General features: G+C 51.5%; 22 protein-coding genes and 1 tRNA gene. 12 read left to right on the top strand and 11 right to left on the bottom strand.

The annotated features are described in order from the left end of the window. Positions 1-27: 27 nt before the first annotated feature. From Q8K39_RS16255 to Q8K39_RS16240, 4 genes are all read right to left on the bottom strand, one after another. Positions 28-104: transfer RNA gene (locus tag Q8K39_RS16255), tRNA-Gln, on the bottom strand. A gap of 33 nt (positions 105-137) precedes the next feature. Next, positions 138-1,025, bottom strand: coding sequence for a 4-(cytidine 5'-diphospho)-2-C-methyl-D-erythritol kinase (gene ispE, locus Q8K39_RS16250; protein WP_305261816.1), 888 nt, complete (start codon positions 1,023-1,025; stop codon positions 138-140). After that, on the bottom strand, positions 1,022-1,645 hold the full coding sequence (gene lolB / locus Q8K39_RS16245; RefSeq protein ID WP_186956000.1) for a lipoprotein insertase outer membrane protein LolB: 624 nt from the start codon (positions 1,643-1,645) through the stop codon (positions 1,022-1,024). Before lolB ends, ispE begins: the two co-directional genes overlap by 4 nt. Positions 1,646-1,845: 200 nt before the next feature. Further along, on the bottom strand, positions 1,846-3,711 hold the full coding sequence (locus Q8K39_RS16240; protein ID WP_305261807.1) for a tetratricopeptide repeat protein: 1,866 nt from the start codon (positions 3,709-3,711) through the stop codon (positions 1,846-1,848). Between the two features lie 110 nt (positions 3,712-3,821). Between Q8K39_RS16240 and mutM the strand changes: the two genes are divergently transcribed. The 6 genes from mutM to Q8K39_RS16210 all read left to right on the top strand — a co-directional run bounded on the left by mutM (position 3,822) and on the right by Q8K39_RS16210 (position 11,648). Beyond that, positions 3,822-4,643, top strand: a complete 822-nt coding sequence (gene mutM / locus Q8K39_RS16235; protein ID WP_305261805.1) for a bifunctional DNA-formamidopyrimidine glycosylase/DNA-(apurinic or apyrimidinic site) lyase — start codon at positions 3,822-3,824, stop codon at positions 4,641-4,643. 102 nt (positions 4,644-4,745) lie between these two features. Continuing rightward, the gene (locus Q8K39_RS16230; RefSeq protein ID WP_186955998.1) at positions 4,746-6,683 is read left to right on the top strand and encodes a dynamin family protein; all 1,938 of its coding nucleotides are present in this window, start codon (positions 4,746-4,748) and stop codon (positions 6,681-6,683) included. 4 nt (positions 6,684-6,687) lie between these two features. Then, entirely contained in the window at positions 6,688-7,857 is a 1,170-nt protein-coding gene (gene mutY / locus Q8K39_RS16225) for an A/G-specific adenine glycosylase (RefSeq protein ID WP_305261802.1), read from the top strand. A gap of 328 nt (positions 7,858-8,185) precedes the next feature. Then, positions 8,186-9,658: an alpha/beta hydrolase gene (locus Q8K39_RS16220; protein ID WP_305261800.1), complete on the top strand. Its 1,473-nt coding sequence runs from the start codon at positions 8,186-8,188 to the stop codon at positions 9,656-9,658. Next, positions 9,655-10,485, top strand: coding sequence for an ATP-binding cassette domain-containing protein (locus Q8K39_RS16215; RefSeq protein WP_305261798.1), 831 nt, complete (start codon positions 9,655-9,657; stop codon positions 10,483-10,485). Before Q8K39_RS16220 ends, Q8K39_RS16215 begins: the two co-directional genes overlap by 4 nt. After that, entirely contained in the window at positions 10,485-11,648 is a 1,164-nt protein-coding gene (locus Q8K39_RS16210; RefSeq protein ID WP_305261796.1) for an ABC transporter permease, read from the top strand. Before Q8K39_RS16215 ends, Q8K39_RS16210 begins: the two co-directional genes overlap by 1 nt. 83 nt (positions 11,649-11,731) lie before the next feature. Here the strand turns inward: Q8K39_RS16210 and Q8K39_RS16205 are convergent, their stop codons facing one another. Continuing rightward, a complete protein-coding gene (locus Q8K39_RS16205) occupies positions 11,732-13,924 on the bottom strand; it encodes a S41 family peptidase (RefSeq protein ID WP_305261794.1) in 2,193 nt (730 codons plus the stop codon). 129 nt (positions 13,925-14,053) lie between these two features. Here Q8K39_RS16205 and Q8K39_RS16200 point away from each other — a divergent pair, with 129 nt between their 5' ends. Together Q8K39_RS16200 and Q8K39_RS16195 are read left to right on the top strand one after the other, a co-directional pair. Next, complete coding sequence (locus Q8K39_RS16200; protein ID WP_305261792.1) at positions 14,054-14,614, top strand: DNA-3-methyladenine glycosylase I; 561 nt, start codon at positions 14,054-14,056, stop codon at positions 14,612-14,614. A gap of 79 nt (positions 14,615-14,693) precedes the next feature. Beyond that, entirely contained in the window at positions 14,694-15,161 is a 468-nt protein-coding gene (locus tag Q8K39_RS16195) for a DUF4124 domain-containing protein (protein ID WP_305261789.1), read from the top strand. A 66-nt stretch (positions 15,162-15,227) separates the two neighbouring features. Here the strand turns inward: Q8K39_RS16195 and Q8K39_RS16190 are convergent, their stop codons facing one another. The 4 genes from Q8K39_RS16190 to Q8K39_RS16175 form a co-directional block, all read right to left on the bottom strand. After that, on the bottom strand, positions 15,228-16,106 hold the full coding sequence (locus Q8K39_RS16190; RefSeq protein WP_305261788.1) for a proteasome-type protease: 879 nt from the start codon (positions 16,104-16,106) through the stop codon (positions 15,228-15,230). Positions 16,107-16,210: 104 nt separating this feature from the next. Then, positions 16,211-17,017, bottom strand: a complete 807-nt coding sequence (locus tag Q8K39_RS16185) for a transglutaminase family protein (RefSeq protein WP_305261786.1) — start codon at positions 17,015-17,017, stop codon at positions 16,211-16,213. A gap of 12 nt (positions 17,018-17,029) precedes the next feature. After that, complete coding sequence (locus tag Q8K39_RS16180; RefSeq protein WP_305261784.1) at positions 17,030-17,980, bottom strand: alpha-E domain-containing protein; 951 nt, start codon at positions 17,978-17,980, stop codon at positions 17,030-17,032. A 14-nt stretch (positions 17,981-17,994) separates the two neighbouring features. Beyond that, a complete protein-coding gene (locus tag Q8K39_RS16175) occupies positions 17,995-19,425 on the bottom strand; it encodes a circularly permuted type 2 ATP-grasp protein (protein ID WP_305261782.1) in 1,431 nt (476 codons plus the stop codon). A gap of 832 nt (positions 19,426-20,257) precedes the next feature. Between Q8K39_RS16175 and Q8K39_RS16170 the strand changes: the two genes are divergently transcribed. The 3 genes from Q8K39_RS16170 (at position 20,258) to Q8K39_RS16160 (ending at position 23,623) form a co-directional block, all read left to right on the top strand. After that, positions 20,258-20,674 (top strand): BON domain-containing protein, encoded by a 417-nt coding sequence (locus Q8K39_RS16170; RefSeq protein WP_230413885.1) that lies wholly within the window; start codon positions 20,258-20,260, stop codon positions 20,672-20,674. 59 nt (positions 20,675-20,733) lie between these two features. Next, positions 20,734-21,252 (top strand): hypothetical protein, encoded by a 519-nt coding sequence (locus Q8K39_RS16165; protein ID WP_305261780.1) that lies wholly within the window; start codon positions 20,734-20,736, stop codon positions 21,250-21,252. Between the two features lie 265 nt (positions 21,253-21,517). Beyond that, on the top strand, positions 21,518-23,623 hold the full coding sequence (locus Q8K39_RS16160) for a catalase (RefSeq protein ID WP_305261778.1): 2,106 nt from the start codon (positions 21,518-21,520) through the stop codon (positions 23,621-23,623). A 103-nt stretch (positions 23,624-23,726) separates the two neighbouring features. Here the strand turns inward: Q8K39_RS16160 and Q8K39_RS16155 are convergent, their stop codons facing one another. Continuing rightward, on the bottom strand, positions 23,727-24,971 hold the full coding sequence (locus Q8K39_RS16155) for a PHB depolymerase family esterase (protein WP_305261777.1): 1,245 nt from the start codon (positions 24,969-24,971) through the stop codon (positions 23,727-23,729). A 43-nt stretch (positions 24,972-25,014) separates the two neighbouring features. Next, entirely contained in the window at positions 25,015-25,428 is a 414-nt protein-coding gene (locus tag Q8K39_RS16150; protein ID WP_305261775.1) for a CopG family transcriptional regulator, read from the bottom strand. 458 nt (positions 25,429-25,886) lie between these two features. Here Q8K39_RS16150 and Q8K39_RS16145 point away from each other — a divergent pair, with 458 nt between their 5' ends. Then, complete coding sequence (locus Q8K39_RS16145; RefSeq protein WP_305261774.1) at positions 25,887-26,291, top strand: hypothetical protein; 405 nt, start codon at positions 25,887-25,889, stop codon at positions 26,289-26,291. The last annotated feature ends 14 nt before the right edge of the window (positions 26,292-26,305 follow it).

Below are 26,305 nucleotides of genomic sequence, written 5' to 3'. Positions count from 1 at the left end.
ACAATCTATGCGGCGGCTTTAATTTAATGGCAGGGGAAGAAGGATTCGAACCTTCGCATGCCGGAATCAAAATCCGGTGCCTTAACCAGCTTGGCGACTCCCCTACACAACCGTTTTGCCTGTTTCCAAGTTCGCCGCTATTTTAGCGTTAAACTGGCTTCAAGCCAAATATTTTTCGATCCCAATTTCTGCGCCATCGGATGGCGACTCAGTGCTTTTGCTTTCCATGATACCCAGCGATCCGGTACTTGCTTTAACACTTGCTCAGCTGCTGATTCTTCAGCAAAAGCGCAAAAAACGCAAGCCCCTGATCCTGTCATCTTTGCATCGCCGTATTGTGAGAGCCACTGAATGGCTGCATCAACTTGCGGAAACAATGCGCAGGCAACTGTTTGCAGATCGTTTTTCCAAGTTTTCTTTGCATCACCAGGAAAGTCCGCTATTCTGACGGGCTTTGTGTCCCTTGTCAACTCCTTTGCCGAAAAAATTGCAGGCGTGGGGACTTGTACGCCCGGTTCCAGTACCACAAACCAGACCTCTGGCGTCGTCAATGCCTGCAATTCTTCACCCACACCTTCAGCAAAGGCATTTTCACCAAACAGGAAGAAAGGCACATCTGCGCCCAGTTGCAGGGCCAGGCGCATCAACTCTTCACGCTGCAAGCCGGTTTCCCACAATTGATTAAGCGCCAGCAAGGTGGTTGCCGCATCGGATGAGCCCCCACCGACGCCGCCGCCCATGGGCAAGTGCTTGCGCAATGTCAGATTGGCACCAAATGGACAGCCAGTATGGCTTTGCAATAGCCTTGCTGCACGGACGATGAGGTCGCTGTCGGCAGGCACGCCTTCTATGTCATTGGTGCGGCATATCTGGCCGTCGGCACGCACTTCCACATCCAGGTAATCGCAGCGGTCTATCAGTTGGAAAGCGGTTTGCAGCAAGTGATAGCCATCGGCCCGGCGGCCAGTCACATGCAGGAAGAGATTCAGTTTGGCCGGGGCCGGGCAGTTGTCCAGTCGTTTCATTTCCATTCATTCACCACGATGCGGATGGAAACATCACCCGCTTGTTCAGTATATCTTTGCAGATCTATGCGTTTGGGGAAGCTGGGCTGTTCATGCCAGCTGGCATAGCGCAGTTTCCAGCCTTGGGTCGTGAGGGTCTGGTCTTCTGCCTTGACGGTGGTCGCTGGTTTGCCATCGACAGTGACAAAGCCTTGCAACCAGTCGCGCAATCCTGCTACTGGCAAAGACCAGCCCAGGGTTTCTTGCAAGAGCTGGTCAAGGTCGCTGGCGGTGCGCGGTGCTTTGCCGTCGAGTTCCAGCGTTGCGCCTTGCGCATTGACGGTAATGCGCGCTACGGTTTGGTCCAGTGGAGACAGTAAATTGATGCGTATGCCCTGGGCATCCTGTTCCCATTCAAAGCTGCCATGCTGGCCTTGAGGTTTGTCGCCTTGCTGGTACTGGATGGAAATCTTGCCGCTGATTTGTATCTGTTGCTGGTATTGCCGGGTGCTGGCTGAGGCGGTACTGGTTGCAGCCGTCGCAGGTGCTGGCGCCTGCTTGTTCAAGCTCGCACAGCCAGTACTGAGCAAGGTACAAAAAATGGCTGGGGCAAGCAGGCTGAGTCGGGTATTTGATGGCATGGTGCTTGTATGGTGGTGAGGACTTACGCAAAACCGCCCCAGCTGCGTTGCAGCTCCTCTCCTGGGAGCCGCGTACTTAAAGTACTGTCTTCGTCGCTGACGGCTTGCCGGGACAATTTTGCGTAAGTCCTGGTGGTTACAAATAACAGGGCGGACATTATCTGTCCGCCAGGGTGTATCTATATCAACACGCCCTCGCATCAGGGTTTGACTTTCAACCTTTCCAGCGTCGACTTCAGGGTGGTGTTATCCGGGTCTTTTTTCTGGGCGTCGCGCCAGATTTTTCTGGCATCATCTTTTTGTCCCATGGTCCACAAGACCTCGCCCAGATGCGTGGCGATCTCGGCGTCAGGCCGCATTTGATAAGCACGGCGCAAGGCTTTTTCGGCTTCATCAAACCTGGATAATCTGAACTTGACCCAGCCCAGGCTGTCGAGGATGAAAGGGTCATCCGGTGCCAGTTGATTAGCTTTTTCTATCAGCGTGACAGCTTCATCAAGCTGTACATTGCGGTCAGCAAAGGAGTAGCCCAAAGCATTGTAGGCGTGCTGGCTGGTTGGAGCCAGTTCTATGACCTTGCGCAAGGATGCTTCCATGCTGGCGATGTCTTTTTGTGACTCGGCCAACATGGCAAAGTCATATAGCAGGTCCGGGTTATTCGGTGCCTGCTTGATACCTTCTTGCAGGACAGTCTTGGCCTGGTCCGGCAAACCTGCGTCACGCAATAACTGTGCTTCTGACTGTATCAACTGGATTTGTTCGGCTTCATTGCTGGCCTTGATTTGCTGTATGAAGGCGCGTGCTTCCAGCAACTTGCCTTCTTTCGCCAGCAAGAAAGTACGGCGTACTTGTACATTGAACCAGGCCGGGTTGCGGCCATCATAGGACTCAACTTGCGCCAGCCAGTCTTGCGCTGCCTTATAGTCCTTGCGTTCTGCGGCGATGCGCGACAGGTTCACCAGTGCCGTGGTCGGATCACGTTCTTCGCCTGTCTTACCTTCCAGTGCTTTGAGATATTGCAGGAAATAGCTTTCAGCTTTTTGCGACTGGTTACGCTCCATTGCCAGTACACCCAGAGTGTAAATGGCGCTGACATCATCGGGTTTATCGCGTGCCAGGGTTTCAAATTCATGGGCAGCCTGATCGATCTGCTTCAGGTCTATCAGTATGCTGGCATATGCCAGGCGCACATCACGTGCAGTAGGGTTTTTTACCAAAAAAGCAGACAAAGCCTTGGCGGCATCGGCTTGTGGTGAGGCCTGGGCAATCGTCAGCACCGCCAGTTGCGAATCTGGCTTTGCTTTTAATACTGCTTGTGCCTCACTAACGGCACGCTTGTTATCGCCCTTGGTATAGGCACCCTGGGCCAGTGCCATATGCGCATCTGTGCTGGTCTTATACGGTTCCAGCAGGGTTTCAAGCGTGCTGAATGCGGCATTTTTATCACGGCCACGCGACAACAGGCGCTGGGCTTGCAACATTGTCACCCCCAGTTGCTTGGGGTCGGAAGACTTCAGTTTTTCAGTATAGACACTCTGGATTTCAGCCAGATTATTATTCATTACCATGAAACCCAGGTAATACTGAGTGGCTTCATTTGAATTGGGCGCCAGTTCACGCCACAGACGCACTGCCTGCAGTGCTTCGCCGGATTGTTTGGCCGACAGGGCAATTTCTGCTGCGCGCCGGGCAAGCCGGGGGTCGCGGGTTTGCTGGGCGACTGAATACAGGGTTACGTAGGCACCTTGCCAGCTACCACGCTGATAAGCAATTTCTGCGGTAATAATTTTGTAGAATAATTCTTCTGACAGGGCCACTTCCGGCAATTTGTCTTCATAGGCGGGCAGGCTGGTAACCCCGTGCAGAGTTTTTTCGGCAGACAGGGCCGCCTGGGCCGCATCGCTGACATGGTGAGTGTCTTCGACAGCTTCGCTGGCCTGCTTGCCAGTCGTCGCGCATCCGCCGACCAGTGCCGCACTTAACAGTATCGTGGCTGGCCGCCATAGCGAGGCAGCCGTAATAGCGGATACAATAGGCTTGAATAATAAAGTAGGCAGTGTTTTCAAAACGAATCCGGATTTGACGTTGATAATTGATTTTACGCTAAAGCAGAACAACTGTAGGTTCGCCAGCGCTTATACACTGTGTCAAATTGTAATGGTAAAAGTTCCCCTCCATGCCAGAATTACCTGAAGTAGAAGTGACCCGTCGCGGCGTAGAGCCGCATCTGAATGGCAAGCAGGTCACCGATGTGATCATGCGCCGTGCCGGCTTGCGCTGGCCTTTTCCGGCAAATTTACCTGCCTTGCTAAGTGGTCAGCAAATTCTGGCGACCGGGCGGCGGGGTAAATATCTTTTATTGCATTTCCAGCGCGGTACTGTACTCATTCACTTGGGTATGTCAGGCCATTTGCGTGTGCTGGGCAAAGATGTGCTGCCAGCAAAGCATGATCATATTGATATTGTTGTCGGTGATTTCGCCTTGCGCATGACAGACCCGCGCCGCTTTGGTGCCGTGCTCTGGCATGATGCCGCCGATGGCGACCTGGAAGAGCATCTGCTGATACGCAAGTTGGGCGTAGAGCCGCTGGAAACCGATTTTAGTGCAGCATTATTGTATAAATTGACCAGAAAACGTAGTGCGCCCATCAAGCAAGTCTTGCTGGCCGGGGACATCGTGGTCGGTGTTGGTAATATTTATGCATCAGAAAGCCTGTTCAGAGCAGGCATAAATCCTAAAACTCAGGCTGGACGCATCAGCCTGAAGCGCTATACTTTACTGGAAGCGGCCATACGCGCAACCCTGGCAGCTGCCATAGAGCAGGGTGGCAGCACCCTCAAGGATTTCATTGGTGTGGATGGACAAAGTGGCTATTTTCAGCAATCTTATTTTGTGTATGACCGTACTGGCGAGCCTTGCCGGGTCTGTGGCGAGCCTGTCAAACAGATAAAACAAGGACAACGTAGTAGCTTCTATTGTGCAAAATGTCAGAAATAAACCCACAAATCTGGCTGAAATGTAAGCAAAATTCGATTTAGACGTATTTTTTTAACGCTTCCATATATACTTGGAATATCAAAAAAGTTAACTGAGGGGAACATGAGCAATCTGGTTCAGAAATTCCAGGAGTACAGCGACTGGCGCAAAGGAGTGGTCAAAGCGCTGGAGCAGTACCGGTCGTGGATACATGGATCGGATATGGCCGATGCCGCCAGTGATCAGCGTATTGCACGCTTGATGGAGCGTCTGGTTGACGACAAACTGTCCATCGCCTTTGTTGCTGAATTTTCACGCGGCAAGTCCGAACTCATCAACGCCATCTTCTTTGCAGACTATGGCCAACGCATATTACCGTCATCTGCCGGCCGCACTACCATGTGCCCGACCGAGCTTTTGTACGATGACACCATCCCGCCCTGCATACGCCTGCTGCCGATAGAAACCCGCGCCGAAGCGCAATCGACCAGTGAATACAAAGGCCAAAGCCATGTCTGGACGGTGCTGCCGCTGAATATCAATTCTGGCGACGGCATGCTCGAAGCTTTCAAGCAAGTCAGTCTGACCAAGAAAGTCAGCATAGAAGTTGCCAAGCAATATGGCCTGTTCGATGAGAACGACCCCGATGCGCCGCTGGAAATCGACGAAAATGGCCTGGTAGAGATTTCCCAATGGCGTCATGCCATTATTAATTTCCCCCATCCTTTGTTGAAGGAAGGTCTGATCATTGTCGACACACCAGGCTTGAATGCGATAGGTACTGAGCCTGAACTGACGCTGAACCTGATCCCGAATGCGCATGCCGTCTTGTTTATCCTGGCTGCCGACACTGGCGTGACCAAGAGCGATATAGATGTCTGGCGCAATAATATCGGCAATGGCCCTGGCCGCATGGTCGTGCTCAACAAGATCGACAGCATGTGGGATGAATTGCGCACGCCAGAAGAAGTGGAAGCGCAAATCGTCCGTCAGGTCAGCACTGTTGCCCACACGCTTGGTCTGGAAGAAAAGCAGATTTTCCCAATCTCGGCCCAAAAAGGCCTGGTTGCCAAGATCAATAAGGATGCACCCTTGCTGGCACGCAGCCGCCTGCCTACGCTGGAATATGCCTTGTCCAAGGAATTGATACCAGCCAAGCAAAACATCATCCGCGCCCAGTTGACCTCAGAAATCAATGAAATCATCCAGGCGCAACAGGCAGTTATCTCTTCCCGCAGCCGCAGTATGGTTGAGCAGATGATGGAATTGAAGAGCCTGCGCGGCAAGAATATGAATGTCATCGAACACATGATGAAGCGTATCGATGCCGAGAAAAAAGAATTCGATGCCAGCCTCCTGCGCATGCAGGGTACGCGCGCCGTCTTCACTCGCTTGTCTACCGAGGTGTATACCAGCCTGGGCATGGATATCCTGCGTGAAGAAATCCGCAAATCGCGTGACGCCATGGAGAAGAGCAAATTCTCTATCGGCTTGCGTGAGTCAGTCAGGCAATTCTTTGCCCAGATTAAACTGAACCTGCAGACCTCGAATAGAAAGACCGATGAAATTTCGGAAATGATGACGGTCATGTACCGCAAGTTTTCGACTGAACATGGCCTGGCCTTATCTGCACCAATGTCATTCTCGCTGGATAAATACATCAAGGAAATCGAAGCTATCGAAGGGGTTTACCAAAAGCAGTTCAGCACGGCGACATTGCTGACCACGCCGCAAGTAGTCCTGATGCACAAGTTCTTTGATTCTGTTGCAGCCCGCGTCAAGCAAAGCTTCCTGCAAGCCAACCGCGATGTGGAAGCCTGGCAAAAAGTCGTCATGGCGCCGCTGGAAGCACAGATACGTGAACACAAGGGCCAGTTGAAAAACCGCATGCAATCGATACAGCGTATCCATGTGGCTACCGACAGCCTGGAAGACAAGATAGGTTCCTTCGAAAGCTTGCAGGCAGATATTGATGCACAGAAAAAGGCCTTGACCGATCTGGAAGATGGCTTGAAAACAGCATTGACTGCAGAGCTGACTGCACTCAGGGTAGCCGCCTGAAATAATGAAGTCCACAGCATCAGGCAGTAAGGCTGACCCTCAGGGTCAGCCTCAGTTTGCTACCTCTCCGTATTTCGACCCCGGTTTTTCTGTAACGCTTGTTACCTGGCAAAAACAGCATGGCCGCCATGGCTTGCCCTGGCAACAAAGCCGTGAAGCCTATCGCGTCTGGCTGTCTGAAATCATGTTGCAGCAGACACAGGTGACGGCAGTCATCCCTTATTACCAGCGTTTTCTGGAAACTTTTCCTACTGTGTTTGACCTGGCCGCAGCACCGGTGGAGCAAGTCATGGAACACTGGAGTGGCCTGGGCTATTACACCCGCGCCCGCAATTTGCATCAGTGTGCCAAACAGGTGGTGGATAAATACCAGGGCATATTCCCGGCGGACCCTGCAGCGCTGCAAGAGCTGCCTGGCATAGGCCGCTCTACTGCTGCGGCAATCACGGCGTTTTCTTACGGCACAGTAGCGGCAATTCTGGATGGCAACGTCAAGCGCGTGTTCGCCCGCGTGTTTGGTATAGATGGTTATCCCGGTACCAAACCCGTTGAAGACAATATGTGGTTGCGCGCCCAGGCTTTATTGCCAGCACAGGACATAGGCGCTTACACGCAGGGCTTGATGGACCTGGGCGCTACTGTATGCACGCGCAGCAGCCCAAAATGCCCGCAATGTCCCTTCCAGCCACGTTGCGTCGCCTATGCGCAAGGCAGGACAGCTGAGCTGCCGGTACGCAAACCAAAAAAAGCGCAAAAAGAAAAACAGGTCATCATGCTGCTGTTGCAGGACGGCGCAGAAGTCTGGCTGGAACGCAGGCCGCCCACCGGTATCTGGGGTGGCTTGCTGTCCCTGCCGGAGCTGGCTGGCATGCAAGAAACTACTGAGGATACTTTCTCAGTCGATGCACAAATGACGACCGTACGCGCGCGCGCCAGTCGCTTCGGCGATATCGCCAGCATTCAGGTCTTGCCTGTATTTGCCCATGTCTTCACCCACTTCAAATTGCATATCCTGCCTGTGCATGTGCAACTCAAAAAACGCCATCTGGAAGTCGCAGACAGTGAGCATGGCTGGCATGCACTTGATGATGCCGCACAACTGGGTTTGCCTGCGCCTGTCAAGACTTTGCTGACTTCTTTTGGCGCGCAAGCAAGTCTGGCATTTACTGATTAAACAATTACGCTTAGACTCCTGAGCTTGCTAATAGAACTCATTTCATCAATAGGGATGAGTGCGAACAAGACGATTTGGGATGCAGTGCAAGGCGTGACCCGCTGCTAAGGCTGGTGCCTTAGCGAGGGGCGCAACGCTGCAATGCGCCCAAATCGTCAGTTCCCGGAGGGTTTGCCTCATAACGCGCGCTGGACTGCGTTGGACTCGTTGTCAATAGGCAAAGCTATTAACTGCCTCGTCCGCCTTGCCAGCCCACGTTATGAGGCAAACGCATCTCATTCCTATTGATGAAATGAGTTCTAAAATAATGGCATTTCAGGAGACCACTTTGAATAAAAAAATCATGCTCAGGCTGATGTCCGCGCTGGCACTATGCATTGCGGTGGCAGGCTACGCCAATGCTGCCGCTCCGGCCACCACCAAGCCTTGCCGCTTGCCGGACTTTCCGCAGGAAGTGCAATGCGGCCAGATACAAAGACCGCTAAACCCGGCGCAGCCACAAGGCAAGCAGATCGATATCCATTATGTCGTGGTGCCATCGCAAGACCGCAACAAATTGCCGGATGCCGTTTTCCTGCTGGCGGGCGGGCCAGGTCAAAGTGCCATCAGCGTATCGAATTGGGGTACGGCCCTGATGGCGCGTCTCAATCGCCGCCGCGATCTCGTGTTTGTCGATCAGCGTGGCACAGGGCGCAGCGCGCCGCTGGAATGCCCGATGCTGGAAAAAGCCGATGAAGTCCTGACGCCGGAGCAAAAAGTCAACATGACAAATGACTGCATGCGCCAGTTGCAAACCCTGCCTTATGGCGAGTTGCAATACTTCAGCACCAGCATTGCAGTGCAAGATCTGGAAGCCGTGCGCCTGCAGCAAGGCTATGGCCGCATCAATCTGGTTGGTGCTTCGTACGGCACTCGTGCCGGGCTGGAATACCTGCGTCAATATCCACAAGCCGTGCGTCGCGTCGTGTTCGACGGTGTGGTGCCACCCAGCATGCGCCTGGCCAGTTCTGATGCGCAAAAGGCGCTCGATGCCTTGTTCAAGGATTGCGTAAAAGAAGAAACCTGCAACATCAGTTATCCTGATCTGGCAAACCGCTGGAAAAAATTACTGGCCAGCCAGCCACAAAAAATCAGCCTGCCGCATCCGCGCATGGGCACAACCATGAAACTGGAGATGACCAAGGATGGCTTGCTTGGCATGGTGCATAAAACCCTGTACAGCCCCAATTCACTGGCCGCCTTGCCATATGCATTGACGCAGGCAGAGCAGGGCAACTACGCACCACTGATTACCATGAGCGGCGCGACGACCTTGCCTGGTCCTGGCGGTATTTCTTATGGCATGCATTTCTCGGTCTGGTGCGGTGAAGCCTTTGCCCAGTCTGCGACTTTGCCAGCCAATGATGATTTTGAAAAGCTCATGGCAGACATGTATACCCGGACTTGTAAAAACTGGCCACGTGCGGAGATACCCGCAGCTTTTTTCACTATCCCGGTAGCTGCGTCACCCGCCTTGCTGCTCAGCGGTGGTCTTGACCCGGTCACCCCAATCAGACATGGTGAAGAAGTCGCCAAGGCATTGGGGTCGAACGCCCGTCATGTGCAGATAGAAAACACGGGCCACGGCCTGCTCGCGCAAGGCTGCGTGCGTGATGTTGTGCACCGTTTTTTGAACGCCAAGGAAGATAGCGAAGCAGTCAAGGTGGACACAGCCTGTGTGCGCCAGATACCGCGCGCCCTGGCCTGGCAGGCACCTGTGCCGCCCTCTGCCAACAAAGCTGGCAAGGAGGCCAGGCCATGATTATCGTCAATGACTTGCATAAAGAATTTGTGCGTCTGGGAAAATCCTCAGGCAATGCCCTGGTCCAGACTGCCCGCACTCTGGGGCTGATGAAAAAAGACCGAGAAGTCGTCAAGGCAGTGAATGGCGTCAGCTTCAGCGCACAGGATGCCTGCATCACTGGCTTGCTGGGTGCGAATGGCGCTGGCAAGACCACATCACTGCGCATGATTGCCGCCTTGCTGCAGGCCGACAAAGGTGAGATCAAGGTGGATGGTGCTACCGTCAAGGCTGGCACTTCGTCCACCCAATCCCATATGGGTGTGTTGTCGGATGCCCGTGGCCTGTATCCACGCCTGACCGCAAGGGAAAACATTCAATACTATGGTGTGCTACATGGCATGGACAATGAGCATGCTGAGCAACGCACCAGACAATTGTCGCAATGGCTGGACATGGACAAACTGCTTGATCGTCGCACCGATGGTTTCAGCCAGGGCGAACGCATGAAGACGGCGCTGGCAAGGGCCCTGGTGCATGATCCCAAGAACATCATCCTCGATGAACCCACCAATGGTCTTGATGTCGTGGCCACCCGTGCCCTCAGGGAATTCCTGCGCTTCCTGCGTTCGCCAGAAGGTGGCAGCAAGTGCATCATTTTCTCTACCCACATCATGCAGGAAGTTGAACGCCTGTGCGACCAGGTCGTCATCGTCGCCGACGGCAAGGACGTGGCCCATGGCACGGTCGATGAATTGCTACAGCAATCCGGTGAAAAAAATTTCGAAGATGCATTCGTCAAGCTGGCATTTTTGCATCCACAAAAGTCCCTGACAGGAGTCAATTGATGAAAGCAACCTTAGCTATTTTGCGCAAGGAATTGCGCGATGCCCTGCGTGACCGCCGCACCTTGCTGGTGGCATTGATCAGCTCCTTGCTGGGTGTGCCTTTGATGTTGCTGATTTTTTCCGTGGTGTTGTCGCAAGTCGAGTCGCAGGAAGAAAAACGTACCGTCATGGTCAAGGGCATAGAACATGCCCGTGGCCTGGAAAATTTTATCCAGCGCCAGGGTTACCAAATCAAGACTGCGCCTGACGACTACGCCGCCAAGTCACAGAGCAAGGAGCTTGACCAACCTGTACTGCTGATCCCTGACAATTTTGATGAAAAGCTGGCGACGGGGGACAAGGGCATGCTGGAGATTGCCTTTGATACCTCCAACCGCCAGGCAGAATTTGGCGTGCGCCCCCTGCGCCGTTTGCTGGACGGCTATTCTCAGGAAGTCGCCACCATGGGCCTCGCCATGCGTGGCGTCTCCATGGAGCTATTGCAGCGTATAGAAGTGCGTGAACGTCACCTGAAAAAACCGGAAGAACGCAAAGCCACCATCACCACCATGCTGCCCATGATGGTCTTGATGGCCATCGTGCTGGGCGGCATGTATGCTGCCATTGATACGACGGCAGGTGAGCGAGAACGTGGTTCGCTGGAGCCACTGATGATGAATCCTGTCACCGGCTGGCAACTGACTATCGGCAAATGGGGCGCCGTTGCCATTGTCGGCATGGGCGTGGTGGTGCTGACCATCTTCAGCTTCTTCCCCTCGCAATGGCTGATCCACAACGAAACCCTGCGTGCCGAGTTCCAGTTCAACTTCAAGGATGCCATGGGTTTCCTGCTGGTTCTATTGCCGCTGGCTGCCAGCATGGCAGCGATACAAATTGCTGTCTCTCTCGATTGCAAGAGCTATAAGGAAGCCCAGGTCCGCAATCAGATGGTGACGATGTTCATCCCCTTTGTATCACTGGTCCCCATCCTTTTTCCTGGTCGTGAACCGGCCTGGTTCCAGTGGGTGCCGGTACTCTCGCAAAATCAGATGATGAACCAGGTGCTGAAAGGCGAAACCCTGAGCACCGTGGCAGTTGGCATTGCTTTCCTGGTGTGCGCTTTGATGAGCCTGGTCAGCCTGGCGTATATCTCACAAAAAATGCGCAAGGTGGTGATGCATTGAATGCATTTTCTGTCTGAATTAATCAACAATCTTTACACAACAAAAAAGCACACCGAGGTGTGCTTTTTTGTTTGTTGCTGACTTTATCTGAATTCAGCATTAACTTTCAACAGCTTGTTGTTACGCCATGGACGAGGTTCCCTGTCCTTGACCGGATCAAATGCTGCCGGTGGTGGTGCAGGGTTGAATCCTGCTGCCGGGCATGAACCGGTGCTGACATATTTCAGCGCTGCTGACAGGCGTGGTTCGCTTTGATCGCCCAACTGATAATTCAAGCTGTCAGATACCTGGCAAGTTGGTGTGAAGCCATTGGTGAAATCGCCCTGGTTCAGCGCATTCACACCTGCAAACTGTATGGCGAAATAGGCAGTTTTGCAGTTGTTGGTCTGGATGAAACCATAGGGTTTGCCGCAGGTTGTGTCACCGATCAAAATCACTTGCATGAAAGGTTTCAGACCATTGATGATGGACTCACTGGCAGAGCAGGTATTGCTGCCAGTCAGCACGAATACACGCGACAGGTTAAGTTGCGGCAATGGACGGTTGTTGGAATCGGTATCGTAGAAATACGAGATATTGTCTGCCGTCAGGTCAGTATGCTTGTCATTGAATTGCAGCTTCTCGAATATTTTGTCAGTGACCTTGCTACCAGCAATCATGGCGGACAATTCATTGGCGATATACAGGTAGCCGCCACCGTTATACCGCAAGTCCAGCACCAGCTCGCTGACACCTGCCTGCTTGAACTCGGTGATGGTCTTGACCAGGGGTGCCTCTGCCGTGCGTATATGATCAGTGAAGACCATATAACCTATTTTCTTGCCATTCACATTCAGCACCTGGTTTTGCAGCACTGGCGCAGTCGTGACTGTGGTTGCAGTCATCGTCACAGCACGGTTGCTGAATGAACCACTATCCCTGATCTGGAAACTATGGGTTTCTGCCTTGCTGGGATACACAGCGTTGTATTGTGTATCGTTCAGGTAAGTACCTATGGTGGAGTTATCAACGCTGACCAGCGTGGCACCCCGTTTGATCTGTGCCTGGTCAGCAGGAGAGCCAGGCTGTACATAACGCACCCGTATGCCACCGCTGTCGCGTGTCAGGCTAAAACCAAAACTGACATCGGCACCAGTCTGGAAGTAATCATCTATGCTGCCCTGCGTATCAGTGAAGCTGAACCTGTCTTTGGATTTGACGATCAGGGCCTGGAAATAATCCTGGGGATTAAAGTAGCTTTCTTTCGGAACATTGATGATGTCGCGATACCATAAATAGATATCATCCAGATGCGCGCGCACCCAGTCCTTTTCACCGTTCGGGGTACAGATATTGGCAAGGCTGGCTGGCGTGCCATAGTTGCTGTTGTTGCCATTGCTGCCCGACGTATTCTGGTTGAGGGTATTGCCGCTGACGCCGATCAGGTCCAGTGCCTGTGATGTGGAGGTACTGGTGACCGCAGATGCAAGTGCCACGGTCTTGCTGATATTGTCATTCAGCGTCAGGTAACTCAGGCCCTGTTGTACGGCGAAATAATTTGCCACATCCAGCTTGTTGTTCAATAAGCTGGTGACCCAGCCCCAGGTCGCATCATTGGCATATTCACGCGCAGAAACCAGGATGGCCCTGACCATGCTGCCCTTGGGGACGCCATTCCTGAGCTGGCTGGACCAGTAATCTATTTCTGCTGCGTTGGGGGCAGTGCTACCAGTACGGCCCAGCACGTTTTTATAAATGATACGGATAAAGTCGTCATTGCTCATGCTGCTGGTGTAGCCAGTCAACGCTGGTGACTGCAGTGCCACCAGATAAAAACTCTCGGCAATTTGCGCTTCTGTCATGCCGGCTGTAACCTGGTCTATCCAGTAAGACAAGCCATCGGCATCAGGCACGCGGTTGAAAAAAGCCACGTACAGATCAATCAGGTTATTCAGGGCGGTGGTGGAAAGCAGTTTCGCCTTGTCACCTATCGTCAGATTGACGCGGAAATCAGCAAATTGCAGTACCTTGATATTGGCCGGGACACTGGCAGGTGCCGCGCCGCCTGACATGTCAACCACGACATAAGTGGAGCCCAGGCGCGAGATGATATAGTTTTGACGCTTGTTGACAAAACTCATGACATCGTCGCTGGCAGGCGCCGCCTGCATAGGCGGGGCTGGTGACACTGCTGCCTGTCTGGCATCCTGGTTACTGCCGCCGCCACAGGCGGTCAAGATCAGACTCACTGCGGATAAGGCGAACAGATTTTTGCTGCTTTGCTTAAAACTCAACATGATGGTTCCACTATCTGATGACGAACGACGATTCTATGATAAATAAGTAGAATGTCAATTTGAATTGAAAAATTTTGTTAAAAATTGATTTATTCCATATCATATCTTACTCCACCAGGTTTTTTACATATGAAGACACGCTGCAGCTGGGCCAATACCTCTAATCCCCTTTATCTGCACTATCACGACCATGAATGGGGCGTGCCCTGCCATGATGAAGTGCAACTATTTGAAATGCTCAACCTCGAAGGCGCACAAGCAGGCCTCTCCTGGGAAACCATACTCAATAAGCGTGACAACTACAGATTAGCCTTTGATGGCTGGGATGCCAAAAAAATCGCCAGTTACGACGATGCCAAAGTCGCCACCCTGCTGGCCAATCCCGGCATAGTCAGAAACCGCCTCAAGGTGGCGGCAACCATCACCAATGCCAAAGCCTATCTGCGACTATGTGAAGAGCAAGGCAGCCTTGACGCCTATCTGTGGGCCTATGTCGATGGCAAGCCCATCATCAATAGCGGCGAGCGCATTATCACCACGGAATTGTCTGACCGCATCTCCAAGGATTTACTGAAACGCGGCTTCAAATTTGTTGGCTCCACCATCATCTATGCCTATATGCAAGCCATAGGCATGGTGAATGATCACGCGGCCGATTGTGCCTGGCGCCATACCAAAACCAAGAAATAATGCCTATCATGGATGAGAGTGAGTTGTTGATGCAAACCAGCTCTGATATTGTTCGGCACCTTTAGCGGAAATTTTAAAAATGACACGTACCACCTTACAACACAGCCTGCAGGCAGCATGCCTGGCGCTGTTATTTGCCGCTTCTGCCAGCCATGCAGAAATCTATAAATGGGTTGATGCCAATGGTAAAACGCATTATTCCGAAAAAAAGGATGATGCCGGCAAGGCCAAGGTAGAACAGGTAAAAATAAAACCCCCACCTGAATCTGCGAACGCAGCGCCGGCACAAAACTGGCAAGACAAAGAAATCGAATTCCGCAAGCGACAAATCGAAAAACAGGAAGCAGACGCCAAAGCTGCCAAGGCTGCCAAGGCAAGCGCAGCCAAGCAGTCGGAAGCCACCGACTATCGCAATGACAACGACGTGTCACGCTGCGCCTTGGCCAAGGACATCCTGAGCGGCAAGGCAGTACACGGAAACGGTGCCAAGACGGATGCCAATGACAGAGCGATTGCTGAGCGGGACAAGAGTACGTTTTGCCGTTGAGTATCAGGAGGTTTGGTGTCTGTACTTGACTGGATAAGCAAGTTTTAGTTATGCCTTGATGAAGCTTTAAGCCTGTTTATTATTGCCAGACTGCTGCGCCAAAGCCTGCAAAGGCGACGGTGTAATCGTGGCGTCCAGCAATTCTGGCGGCACGGCTACACGCACCGGTTTGCTGTGCATATTGGTGGCTGACAAGACATTGCCCTGCACCTCAGGGCTGGCGTTCCAGACCGGGTCGTCTATGCTTTCAAAGACGGATTTCAATTGCTGGCCCCAGGTGTTGCGTATCATCTGGAAATACTGGTTTTTTTCATCGATGGTGACGAAACGGGTGATGGCCAGTGTATTGTTTTCATACACCAGCAAATCCAGCGGCAGACCCACCGAGATGTTTGAACGCAGGGTAGAGTCCATGGAGATCAGCGCGCATTTGGCCGCTTCATCCAGTGGTGTGGCCGGGGTGACGACGCGATCGAGGATGGGTTTGCCATACTTGGCTTCGCCGATCTGGAAATAAGTATTTTCATTGTGCGACTCAATGAAATTGCCCGCAGAATAAATCTGGAACAAACGGCAACGCTCCCCCTTGATCTGGCCACCAAAAATCAGGCTGACGTTAAAATCGATGCCAAACTCAGACAGCGACTTGGCATCGCGGTGATGGATAGTACGTACAGCTTCGCCCAGTATGCGGGCGGCTTCATACATATTTGGCGCAGTCCAGATGCTATTGCCTTTGGCGTCTATGTGATCGGAGACCAGTTGACGTATGGATTGCGAAATCGACAAATTACCTGCCGTCATCAGCACCATGGTGCGGTCGCCAGGGTTTTCAAATACCGACATCTTGCGGAAAGTACCCACATGATCAACGCCTGCATTGGTGCGTGAATCAGAAAGAAACACCAGCCCGGCGTCCAGGCGCATGCCAACACAGTAAGTCATAGTACGGATTCTTGATCTATCGAAACACTTATTCTACCTGAAAGCGGGACGCTGAAATACGCTTGTCATATTGGATTGCCAACAGGGCAATGCCTCAACGTCACTCAACGTGGCGTTACTTGCACAGTGACACTCAAAGTCTCCAGCCCGCCGCCACGGCGCACTCCCCGCACAGGCGCAGCAGAATCATAATCGCGGCCTATCGCCAAACGGCAATAAGCATCCGTCATCAAGGCGGCATGGGTGGCATCGACGCTGACCCAGCCGCTATAGTCGCTGTCTTCTACCCAGGCATCCACCCAGGCGTGGCTGTCGGCGTGGCCGGTTGATTCAGGGTCGATATAGCCAGAAACATAACGTGCCGGTATGCCGCGTGCATGGCAACAGGCCAGCATGATATGGGCATGGTCCTGGCAGACACCGCGACCCAGTTGCAAGGCATCGCTGGCGCTGGTCGTGACGATGGTTGCACCAGACTGGTACTCGACTGCACCACGAATGTGCGTCGCCAGGTTTAATAGTGCAGCCGTTGTGGTCTTGCCGCTGTCCGGTAAATGCTGGAGTGCAAAGTCCATGATCGCTGGTACTGGTTCAGTCAACCTGGTTGGTACGGTAAATACCAGTGGTGAAAATGTGTCCGGGTCAGTGATGCGTCCCTGGTAAGGATTCGTTAACTCAACCACGCCCTCGGCAATAATCGCAACCTCATGGTGCTGGCCGGTGATGGTCAGCGTATGTGAGGGATTGCCATAGGCATCAATATAGGCATGGCGCTGCCCTGCAGTCTTGATCTGCCAGGAGATCGCATGTTGATGCAGTTCGGCACGCGGCGTCAGGCGCAATTGCTGTATGGTGTAAGTCACCGGGGCCGAATATCGATAGATGGTCTCGTGACGTATAAAAAGTTGCATGATATGGTTTTCTCAAGCTGCCAGCGGCACCAGGAAATCGCGGCTGACGCGATTACCCAGGTCAAAAATGTTTTCCAGGAAGCGCGTCAGATTGTCATGCAAACCTTCTGCCAAAATCTCTTCAATGCGGGCAAATTGCAATTCTGCATGCAGCTTACCAGCAAAACGCTCAGTGTCGGCAGACACATCATTACGTACCTCTTTCAGGTTGGCGACCACTTCGTCCATACAGGCCAGCAAGGAACGTGGCATATCACCACGCAGCATCAGCAATTCTGCCACCCGCTCAGGCGTGATGACATCGCGGTAGACCTTGCGGTAAATCTCAAAGCCGGACACTGAGCGCAGCAGCGCCGCCCAGTAATAAAAATCCCTTTGCAGGCTGTCATTGCCGCGCCCGTTTTCCTTGGCACCGTGGAACTTCACGTCCAGTATCCGTGCCGTATTATCAGCGCGCTCGATGAAAGTGCCCAGACGGATAAAGTGCACAGCCTCGTCCTTGAGCATGGTGCCCAGCGTAACGCCACGTGACAGATGCGAGCGGTACTTGACCCATTCAAAAAACTGGCTGGGGTCGTTTTCCAGTATCGTGTGCGACAAATTATCTTGCATGTCCAGCCAGGTGGCATTCTGGGTTTCCCACACCTCGGTTGTCAGCGTACCGCGCACTGCACGTGCATTCTCACGCGCTTCTTTCAGGCAGGAGGCAATGGAGGACGGGTTCATCGGGTCCCTGACCATGAAGTCCAGCACATCCTTCTTCGTCAGCAAACCATATTGATGGTCAAAGGCAGATTGCAATTCAGAGATACCCAGCATGGCCCGCCAGCCGCGCTCAGCATCTTCAGCAGACTGTGGCAACATTGAGGTCTGGATATTCACATCCAGCATACGGGCAGTGTTTTCAGCACGCTCGGTATAGCGCGCCATCCAGAACAAATGATCAGCGGTACGGCTTAGCATATCTCTCTCCCGACTTAATTTTCTAATATCCAGGTGTCTTTCGTCCCGCCACCCTGTGAAGAATTCACCACCAGCGAACCCTCCTGCAAGGCCACCCGCGTCAGGCCTCCTGGCACCATGGAGATGGTCTTGCCAGACAAGACAAAGGGCCGCAAATCAATATGGCGCGGGGCGATGCCGTTCTCAACAAAGGTCGGGCAGGCCGACAATGCCAGGGTAGGCTGGGCAATATAACCATCGGGCTTGGCCAGCAAACGCTGGCGAAAATCTTCTATCTGCGCCTTGGTCGAAGCCGGGCCCACCAGCATGCCATAGCCGCCAGCGCCATGCACTTCTTTGACCACCAGATCACCCAGATTCGCGAGCGTATAAGACAAGTCCTCGGGCTTGCGGCACTGGTAAGTCGGCACGTTATTCAAGATAGGCTCTTCCGTCAGGTAAAACTTGACCATGTCCGGCACAAATGGATAGATCGATTTATCATCTGCCACGCCTGTGCCTATCGCATTCGCCAGCGTCACGCGGCCAGCGCGATAGACTGACAGCAAGCCCGGCACACCCAGAGAAGAGTCAGGGCGGAAAGCCAGCGGATCAAGAAAATCATCATCAATACGGCGGTAAATCACATCCACCCGCTTGGGGCCACGCGTAGTGCGCATGAAGACCGCATTGTCATTCACAAACAAATCCTGGCCCTCGACCAGTTCCACACCCATTTGCTGGGCCAGGAAGGCATGCTCAAAATAGGCTGAGTTATACATGCCCGGTGTCATGACGACTACGGTAGGGTTATCCACTCCCATAGGCGCAACTGAGCGCAGGTTATCCAGCAGCATGTCAGGATAATGATCAACCGGCGCAATCTTGTTACGCGCAAACAGCTCAGGGAAAAGCCGCATCATCATCTTGCGGTCTTCCAGCATATAAGACACGCCAGATGGCACACGCAAATTGTCTTCCAGCACGTAGAATTCTCCCTCGCCAGCCCGCACAATATCCACACCAGCAATATGGGCATAAATGTCAGAAGCGACTGAAATACCCTGCATTTCAGGCCGATATTGGGCATTTTTATAGATTTGCTCAGCCGGGATGATGCCCGCCTTGATGATATTCTGGTCGTGATAAATATCATGAATGAACATGTTCAGCGCCTGCACCCGCTGCGCCAGTCCCTTTTGCAACTGCGCCCACTCACCCGCATGGATAATGCGCGGGATAATGTCAAACGGGATCAGCCGCTCCGTACCCGCATCATCGCCATACACGGCGAAGGTAATCCCCACCCGGCGAAAGCTCAGGTCAGCCTCGGCCCGCTTGCGCTTCAACCTCTCGGCGGGCTGCTGCGCCAGCCAGTTGCAAAACTCGCGGTAATGTTCCCGCGTCAATTCTCCGCCCTGCGCACCGGCATCATAGGCGTGCATTTCATTGAAAAACTTGGCCATGTTCTAGTCTCTTGGTTACGGTTCCAATACAGCATATCAAGAAACGTGCCAGATCACATTGTGGCTAACCGTAGCGTGGTTTTTTTGTTGTTCTCAAACGATGGAAAATGAATGTCTTCTATTTTGGTGCGACATCAAGGTGGCTATATTGACAATAGTATAATACTCATTTTCATCAAGGCTCAGCTGAAAAGGCATGGGATCATACATAAGTATCAGAGGCTGCCTTGCAAATGCTCGCGATAGTCCACTAGCTGAAAGAATACAAGGGCCGAAAATTTTTGTTGTGTTCTTCCATATTTTAAATGCATGTCGTCACTGCAATACACAGAACATCTTGTTGTTGGCTGAGCGCAGGCAGGTTTCTATTTTTCGTTGAACAATGGAAACCAAATAAAATTTCTCTTGATAACTATCCTGAAAAGACAAACTGCTTGTGTACTTTCTCAATCGCACCAGCAGTGCAGAAAAATGATGGCATCTATAGTTCAGAAGAGCTGTCGCAATAAATAGAATTCAGCACATTAAACACCGGACAATAGCAACTTGATTGGTAAGAGAAATCTGACTGCCAGTCAGCGTTCAGGCAACATTCCATCCCACTACTTGAACGACTGCTTCATTGCCCATGGCATTTGAAATAAGCGTCCGTGCGGCAATCTTTTTGTCAAGGAATGGCGCCAATAATATCTGAAGTTCGGGTCGGTTTTCTGACGCATGCAAATTCTATGTGCATGATTTTTCTTGCGTGTGACCTACCGCACAGATGCAGCGGACTAATTTTCTTAATCTATCGCTACTTGTCCGCAACGGACTTAATCAGGAGAGATGAATGGGACGGATACTTAATCGGATGGGGGTTGTCTCGCTATTGTGTTTTGTCGCGATGCCAGTTACAGGACTTGCAGCGGACCCGGTTCCTCCAGTGGTTACTGAGGGCAAGAGCGCATCGAATGTCGATAATTCGGCGATCAATAGCCGTGACAAATATGCCGGGAATAAGACACCAGAAGATCAATTCACTACGCAAGACGATCGCACTCTTCTTGCCGCAGTCAGGCGCTCGGTCGTGCATGACAAATCGCTGTCTTTGATGGCGCATAACATCAAGATTATGGTGGATACAGGCAATGTTACTTTACGCGGCCCGGTAAAAACTGCAGATGAAAAATTGAAAGTCGAAAAAATTGTCCAGGCTGTCAAAGGTGTGAGTTCCATTAATAATTCACTGGATGTTAAAACCAACTGAGCTTGGGTAAGTATGCCAAGCAAGTAATGCCAGCAATTAAATTTTTCTAAGGAATACAAATGAAAACCGCAATCTACTGTATCGCAACAAATCGTGTTCAGGCAGAAACTATTGTCGATAATTTGAAACTTGCAGGATTTCCCAGCGGTGATATCTCAGTCTTGTTTCCTGACCAGACTGGTACACGTGATTTTGCACACGAGCAAAATACCAAATTGCCTGAGGGTGCTGCCACTGGGGGGGCGGCTGGTATGGGGGTAGGTGCAATATTGGGCTGGTTGACAGGTATAGGTACGCTGGCAATCCCTGGCGTGGGGCCTTTCATCGCTGCAGGACCTATCATGGCCGCCTTGAGTGGTGCTGCATTGGTGGGCGCTGCCGGGGGCATCATAGGCGGCCTGGTCGGTATGGGCATCCCTGAATATGAAGCAAAACTGTATGACGGGAAGATTCGCGGTGGCAATGTTCTAATCTCAGTTCATACCGATAATTCTGATCAGGCCAATATCGCAAAAGACATCTACAAAAAAGCGGAAGCCGAGGATATCAAGTCAACATCCGAGGCAAGTGTTTCTTGACTTCTTGTAAGAGCAATAGGAAATTTTTATTGCAAGAGCGGACTGCGAAAAGCAGTCCGCTTTTTTTAAACCTGAAACGAAAAGTCCCGAAAAAAATCATAGAAAATAATACGTAATTTCTATGTAATCTTTGATCTGTATGTGTGCTTCCGAACAAATGATTACGTTATTTTGGTCTATCGTCAAAGTAGTAAAAATTAAGCGTTCATCTGATCAATGCCTGATTTTCATCGCGTCTAAATCGATCCTTTGTAGAATGCCTATCATGTCTAAAACTAACACGAGCATAGCCCCAGCCGAAATCAAGGCTGCAAAAAATCTGACGACAAGCTTGATTGGCAATGGGGGGGAACTACATCAGATTGCTGGGAAAACTGATCCAGAATTGACGACCAATCAAGGTCTCGTCATTGCAGATAATCAAAATTCCCTGAAAGCCAGTGTCAAAGGACCGACGCTGCTGGAAGATTTCATCTTAAGAGAGAAAATTACCCATTTCGATCATGAACGTATACCTGAGCGTATCGTGCATGCGCGTGGTACTGGCGCGCATGGGTATTTTGAGTTGACGCATTCGCTGGAAAAATATACCACGGCTAAAGTCCTGACTGAAGTTGGCCTCAAAACACCGGTATTTACACGCATTTCTACAGTAGCTGGTGGCTCTGGTTCTGCTGATACACCCAGGGATGTACGCGGCTTTGCAGTCAAATTTTATACATCCGAAGGTAATTGGGATCTGGTAGGCAATAACATTCCAATTTTTTTTATCCAGGATGCCATTAAATTTCCTGATCTTATCCATGCCGTAAAAATGGAACCTGATCGTGGCTTCCCGCAAGCAGCAACTGCACATGATACCTTTTGGGATTTCATTTCACTGACGCCAGAAGCCATGCACATGGTGATGTGGATCATGTCAGACCGCACACTGCCAAGATCATTGCGCATGATAGAGGGCTTTGGCGTGCATTCTTTCCGGCTCGTTAACACGGATGGAGAAGCCACTTTCGTGAAATTCCACTGGCGTCCAAAAGCAGGGTTGCAATCCACCATTTGGGATGAGACAGTTAAAATTGCCGGTGCTGACCCTGACTTCCACAGGCGTGACTTTTTTGAAGCCATTACTGCAGGCGACTTCCCTGAATGGGAACTGGCGGTGCAGCTATTCACGCAAAAAGAAGCAGATCAATTCCCGTTTGATCATCTCGATGCCACTAAGCTCATACCTGAGGAACTGGTGCCACTGACTGTCGTAGGGCGCATGGTGTTGGACAGGTGGCCAGATAACTTCTTTGCAGAAACAGAGCAAGTGGCGTTTTGCCCATCGCATATAGTCCCCGGCATTGATTTCTCCAATGACCCATTATTACAGGGGCGTTTATTTTCTTATCTCGATACGCAGTTGTCCAGATTGGGTTCACCTAATTTTCACCAGATTCCTGTCAATGCACCAAAGTGTCCATTGGCCAATCACCAGCGTGATGGTCATATGCAAATGGCGCGCCCTACAGGCAGGGTTGCGTATGAGCCAAACACGCTGGCAAAGGACGCGCCACGCGAACAGCCATTGACAGGTTTTAACAGCGTGGCAGAGCCTGTGGCAGGTGACAAAGGCCGGATACGCCCTGAAAGTTTTGCAGATCATTACAGCCAGGCACGTCAATTTTTTGCCAGCCAGGACGAAACAGAGCAAGCACATATTATTGCGGCACTGGTCTTTGAATTGTCAAAAGTCGAGCATCCGCATATACGTTTGGCGATGGTCGGTCATATGCGGCATATCGATGAAGAACTGGCACAACGCCTGGCCCATGGCCTGGGCATCAAGGAGTTACCCGCGGCACCTGCCACCATGGTAACAGTACAGGATTTGCCCGTATCACCAGCCTTGCGATTGATCGATAAAATGAAAGCCACCCTGGCAGGTCGTGTGGTCGGTGTACTCATTGCCGAAGGCTCAGATGCCAAGATATTGGAAAAAGTAAAAGCTGCTGTGGCCAGCGCTGATGCCAAGTGCAAGATCATCGCACCTCGTATCAATGGCGTACATTTGTCCGATGGCACAGAAGCCAAAATAGATGGACAACTGGCAGGCAGCCCGTCGGTGATATTTGATGCCATCGTTGTTGTTCTCACTGACGAATCGGCAAAAAAACTGGTAGGGGATATGGCGGCCTGCGACTTTGTCAGGGATGCATTTAGCCACTTGAAAGCGATTGCTTATGATGCGGGTGGCGAGATCCTGCTGAATGTAGCAGGCATCAATAAAGATGCTGCTGTCATATCCACGGATAAGTTGAAAGACTTTGTGGCGGCAGCAAAAACGCGCATGTGGGCTCGTGAAAAATTTGTGCGCCCATCGCTTTAATAAGTAGAACTGTATAGTGAAATAAAGCCTTATGCATATCAGTGCATAAGGCTTTATTTCTTATCCCTTCTGGCGAGTGATTTTGCTATTGCGGATAATTTTTTCAGTCGGGTTTGATGTTGCTCGCTTGCGAGAGAAAGAAGCGCAACATTTCGCGGCTGGCGTCTGGCCCTGAAGCGTCGGTATAACTACCTTGGCTATTACCGCCTGACCAGGCATGACCAGCTCCGTGGATGACCCATTGTTCAGCATGGGCTGGCTGGGATGCGACATCGCCAGCGTAGCGCGTGCGTGTGTAGCGGCGACCGTTCTTCCCGCTGCCGTTCTCTTCTTGTGCCTGTAATGACCTTGCCTGACTATGGTCGAGGTAACGTGTCATGATGTGATCGGCATTCTTGTTGTTGACGGTGTGATCCTGATCGCCATGGAAGACGATGATAGGTATTGCCGCGCCTGCAGAAGGCTTCTTGCTTTGGCTGGCAGCACCACGCATGGCTGCCAGGGCGGACGGCAAATCGTTTGCTGCGCCAAATGGCAGGCCAGAATGAATGCCAACTGCGGCATACAGCTCAGGATAGGCATCTGCCATGATGGCCGCCATAGCACCGCCAGCAGACATGCCAGCGATAAACACGCGTCTCTCGTCGACATGATAATCAGCCATGATTTCACGGGTAATACCAGCAATCAGGGCAGGTTCACCCTGGTCGCGTTTTTGATCCATAGCCTTGAACCAGTTCCAGCATTTCGACGTGTTTGCGCCCTGGTCCTGAGCCGGATAGACAACGATGCATTGCTGCTGCTCTGCTATCAGATTCATGCCTGTGCCTGTGGCAAAATCATCTGGCCCTTGCGTGCAGCCATGCAGCATGACGATCAGCGGCAGGGCCTGCCTGGTATCTCCAGCATAGCTGGAGGGAACATACAGTTTATAGCCGCGCTTGCCATGGGCGTTGGCGTAGCTGCCGCTGATGAAGCGGCCAGCATCACTTTTATCACTTTTCCTGGTATGTAGAGTGTCAACATCAATGACATCTGCCTGAGGCGCAGCTTCGCCTCGTGCCTGAACATCGTGTTTCTTTGCAGGCCGTGGGTTGATGTCATGCAGCGACTGCTCCCACTTTGCATTGTCTGCTCTTGTGCGATGTATGTCTGCATGCGTATCTGCTTTTGCAAGTCCTGGCAAATGATCGTTAAGAGTACGTTGTATCAGTTCTGTGACGGCAGTCAATTTCTGCAATTGTTCTGGATTAATGCTGCCCTTAACTGGCACGGCAAATGCCTGTGCATCGCGCCAGGATTGTCCTGCCATGCGCATGCGGGCCAGCAGGTCTTGATTAAAATTCATGTTCTACTTTCAATGTTGGTGCATATGAAGCGGACTTGTGCATTCAAAGAATGCGGTCTGCCAGCGCGGCTTTTACCGCGCTACTGGCCTGGAATGCACCCAGGACAGAAATAGATTCGATACTCGCCACGGCAAGCTCGGGGCTGACATCGGCTGCAATACTGGCCAACCCCAATACCTGTATTTGCAAACGCTGCCCTGCATCCCGCATGGCCTCTAGATCGGCCCGCGTGTAATGCTGCAGACCGAGCACCAGGCTCTTGCGTATTACTGTCTGGCGTATGACTTCAGCATGAGTCAGCAACTGATTACGTATCGCTGTGCGTATCAGGTCAGTACGGTTCGAATAGAAACCTTCCTGTACCAGCAAATCAACCTGACCCAGGTCGACCAGGCCAAGATTGATGGTAATTTTTTCAGTATCGCTAGCCTTGGCACGTATGTCGGTGACAGTCATATTTTTTCTTTAACTTTGCATTCTCATCCACATGGATGGTAATTGGATGGTGTTTGGATGTTAATTGGAGTATATCAATGGATTTATCAAAGTAAAGCATTAATTTGTATAAGAACTTTTTTGGCTTTTCGTCCTACAGGGCTTCAGCGCAGAGACTTAACAAAATGTACGGAAATAGGTTCTAAGCCAGTGATACCTGTCCGCCTGAGCTTGTGGTTGATGTATTTGATTGAGGCAAGGCAGGGCCGCTCATGGGTGTTTTTCCCTAACTTTTGACGGCAACAGGCGGATACTTTTATTGCAGATTGTCCTAACTCGTGGTTACGGTTCCAATACAGCATATTGAGAAACGTGCCAGATCACATTGCGCTTAGCAGCAGCGTGGTTTTTTTGTCTTTCAGGGAGGTGAACTGACAATAGTACAATATGCATTTTCGTCAAGGCTGCACTGAAAAAGCATGGGAACATATATATGCGTCAGAGGCTGGATAGAATACCGTGAAGAGTCTATCCCACAGATCAAGGCAGTCATTTCATCCTTCATTGATAAAGCTGGGGATTACAGATTCGATGCAACAGGAGCAGAAATGTATAACCAGGGCTGGGTAATACCAGACACGCATATCAACTGGACGCATTACATCTTCTATGGTGCAGATATACGAATCCAGCGCCTCAGCTACATCAGAGATCAGCTAAAAACACTCTCAAAAGAAATCATTCATACAAAAGACAGGGCGACCGACTACCTGAAAGGAATATTTCATGCAGATCATGAAGACGGGACAGAGAGTTATATATGGAAATTGTCCGAAGGTGAATTCTACGAAGAAAAAATCACAAGATGTTCACAACATGAATAGGTTTGAAATCGATC

The organism is Undibacterium sp. (genome assembly GCF_030683615.1).
Lineage (GTDB): Bacteria > Pseudomonadota > Gammaproteobacteria > Burkholderiales > Burkholderiaceae_D > Undibacterium > Undibacterium umbellatum.
This window is presented reverse-complemented; position numbering and strand designations above follow the sequence as displayed.

What these genes read in the sequence shown, in the direction of transcription:
- ispE (WP_305261816.1), bottom strand. Translation starts at nt 1,025, where the DNA reads ATGAAACGACTGGACAACTGCCCGGCCCCGGCCAAACTGAATCTCTTC.
- lolB (WP_186956000.1), bottom strand. Translation starts at nt 1,645, where the DNA reads ATGCCATCAAATACCCGACTCAGCCTGCTTGCCCCAGCCATTTTTTGT.
- mutM (WP_305261805.1), top strand. Translation starts at nt 3,822, where the DNA reads ATGCCAGAATTACCTGAAGTAGAAGTGACCCGTCGCGGCGTAGAGCCG.
- Q8K39_RS16230 (WP_186955998.1), top strand. Translation starts at nt 4,746, where the DNA reads ATGAGCAATCTGGTTCAGAAATTCCAGGAGTACAGCGACTGGCGCAAA.
- mutY (WP_305261802.1), top strand. Translation starts at nt 6,688, where the DNA reads ATGAAGTCCACAGCATCAGGCAGTAAGGCTGACCCTCAGGGTCAGCCT.
- Q8K39_RS16215 (WP_305261798.1), top strand. Translation starts at nt 9,655, where the DNA reads ATGATTATCGTCAATGACTTGCATAAAGAATTTGTGCGTCTGGGAAAA.
- Q8K39_RS16210 (WP_305261796.1), top strand. Translation starts at nt 10,485, where the DNA reads ATGAAAGCAACCTTAGCTATTTTGCGCAAGGAATTGCGCGATGCCCTG.
- Q8K39_RS16205 (WP_305261794.1), bottom strand. Translation starts at nt 13,924, where the DNA reads ATGTTGAGTTTTAAGCAAAGCAGCAAAAATCTGTTCGCCTTATCCGCA.
- Q8K39_RS16200 (WP_305261792.1), top strand. Translation starts at nt 14,054, where the DNA reads ATGAAGACACGCTGCAGCTGGGCCAATACCTCTAATCCCCTTTATCTG.
- Q8K39_RS16195 (WP_305261789.1), top strand. Translation starts at nt 14,694, where the DNA reads ATGACACGTACCACCTTACAACACAGCCTGCAGGCAGCATGCCTGGCG.
- Q8K39_RS16190 (WP_305261788.1), bottom strand. Translation starts at nt 16,106, where the DNA reads ATGACTTACTGTGTTGGCATGCGCCTGGACGCCGGGCTGGTGTTTCTT.
- Q8K39_RS16185 (WP_305261786.1), bottom strand. Translation starts at nt 17,017, where the DNA reads ATGCAACTTTTTATACGTCACGAGACCATCTATCGATATTCGGCCCCG.
- Q8K39_RS16180 (WP_305261784.1), bottom strand. Translation starts at nt 17,980, where the DNA reads ATGCTAAGCCGTACCGCTGATCATTTGTTCTGGATGGCGCGCTATACC.
- Q8K39_RS16175 (WP_305261782.1), bottom strand. Translation starts at nt 19,425, where the DNA reads ATGGCCAAGTTTTTCAATGAAATGCACGCCTATGATGCCGGTGCGCAG.
- Q8K39_RS16170 (WP_230413885.1), top strand. Translation starts at nt 20,258, where the DNA reads ATGGGACGGATACTTAATCGGATGGGGGTTGTCTCGCTATTGTGTTTT.
- Q8K39_RS16165 (WP_305261780.1), top strand. Translation starts at nt 20,734, where the DNA reads ATGAAAACCGCAATCTACTGTATCGCAACAAATCGTGTTCAGGCAGAA.
- Q8K39_RS16160 (WP_305261778.1), top strand. Translation starts at nt 21,518, where the DNA reads ATGTCTAAAACTAACACGAGCATAGCCCCAGCCGAAATCAAGGCTGCA.
- Q8K39_RS16155 (WP_305261777.1), bottom strand. Translation starts at nt 24,971, where the DNA reads ATGAATTTTAATCAAGACCTGCTGGCCCGCATGCGCATGGCAGGACAA.
- Q8K39_RS16150 (WP_305261775.1), bottom strand. Translation starts at nt 25,428, where the DNA reads ATGACTGTCACCGACATACGTGCCAAGGCTAGCGATACTGAAAAAATT.
- Q8K39_RS16145 (WP_305261774.1), top strand. Translation starts at nt 25,887, where the DNA reads ATGGGAACATATATATGCGTCAGAGGCTGGATAGAATACCGTGAAGAG.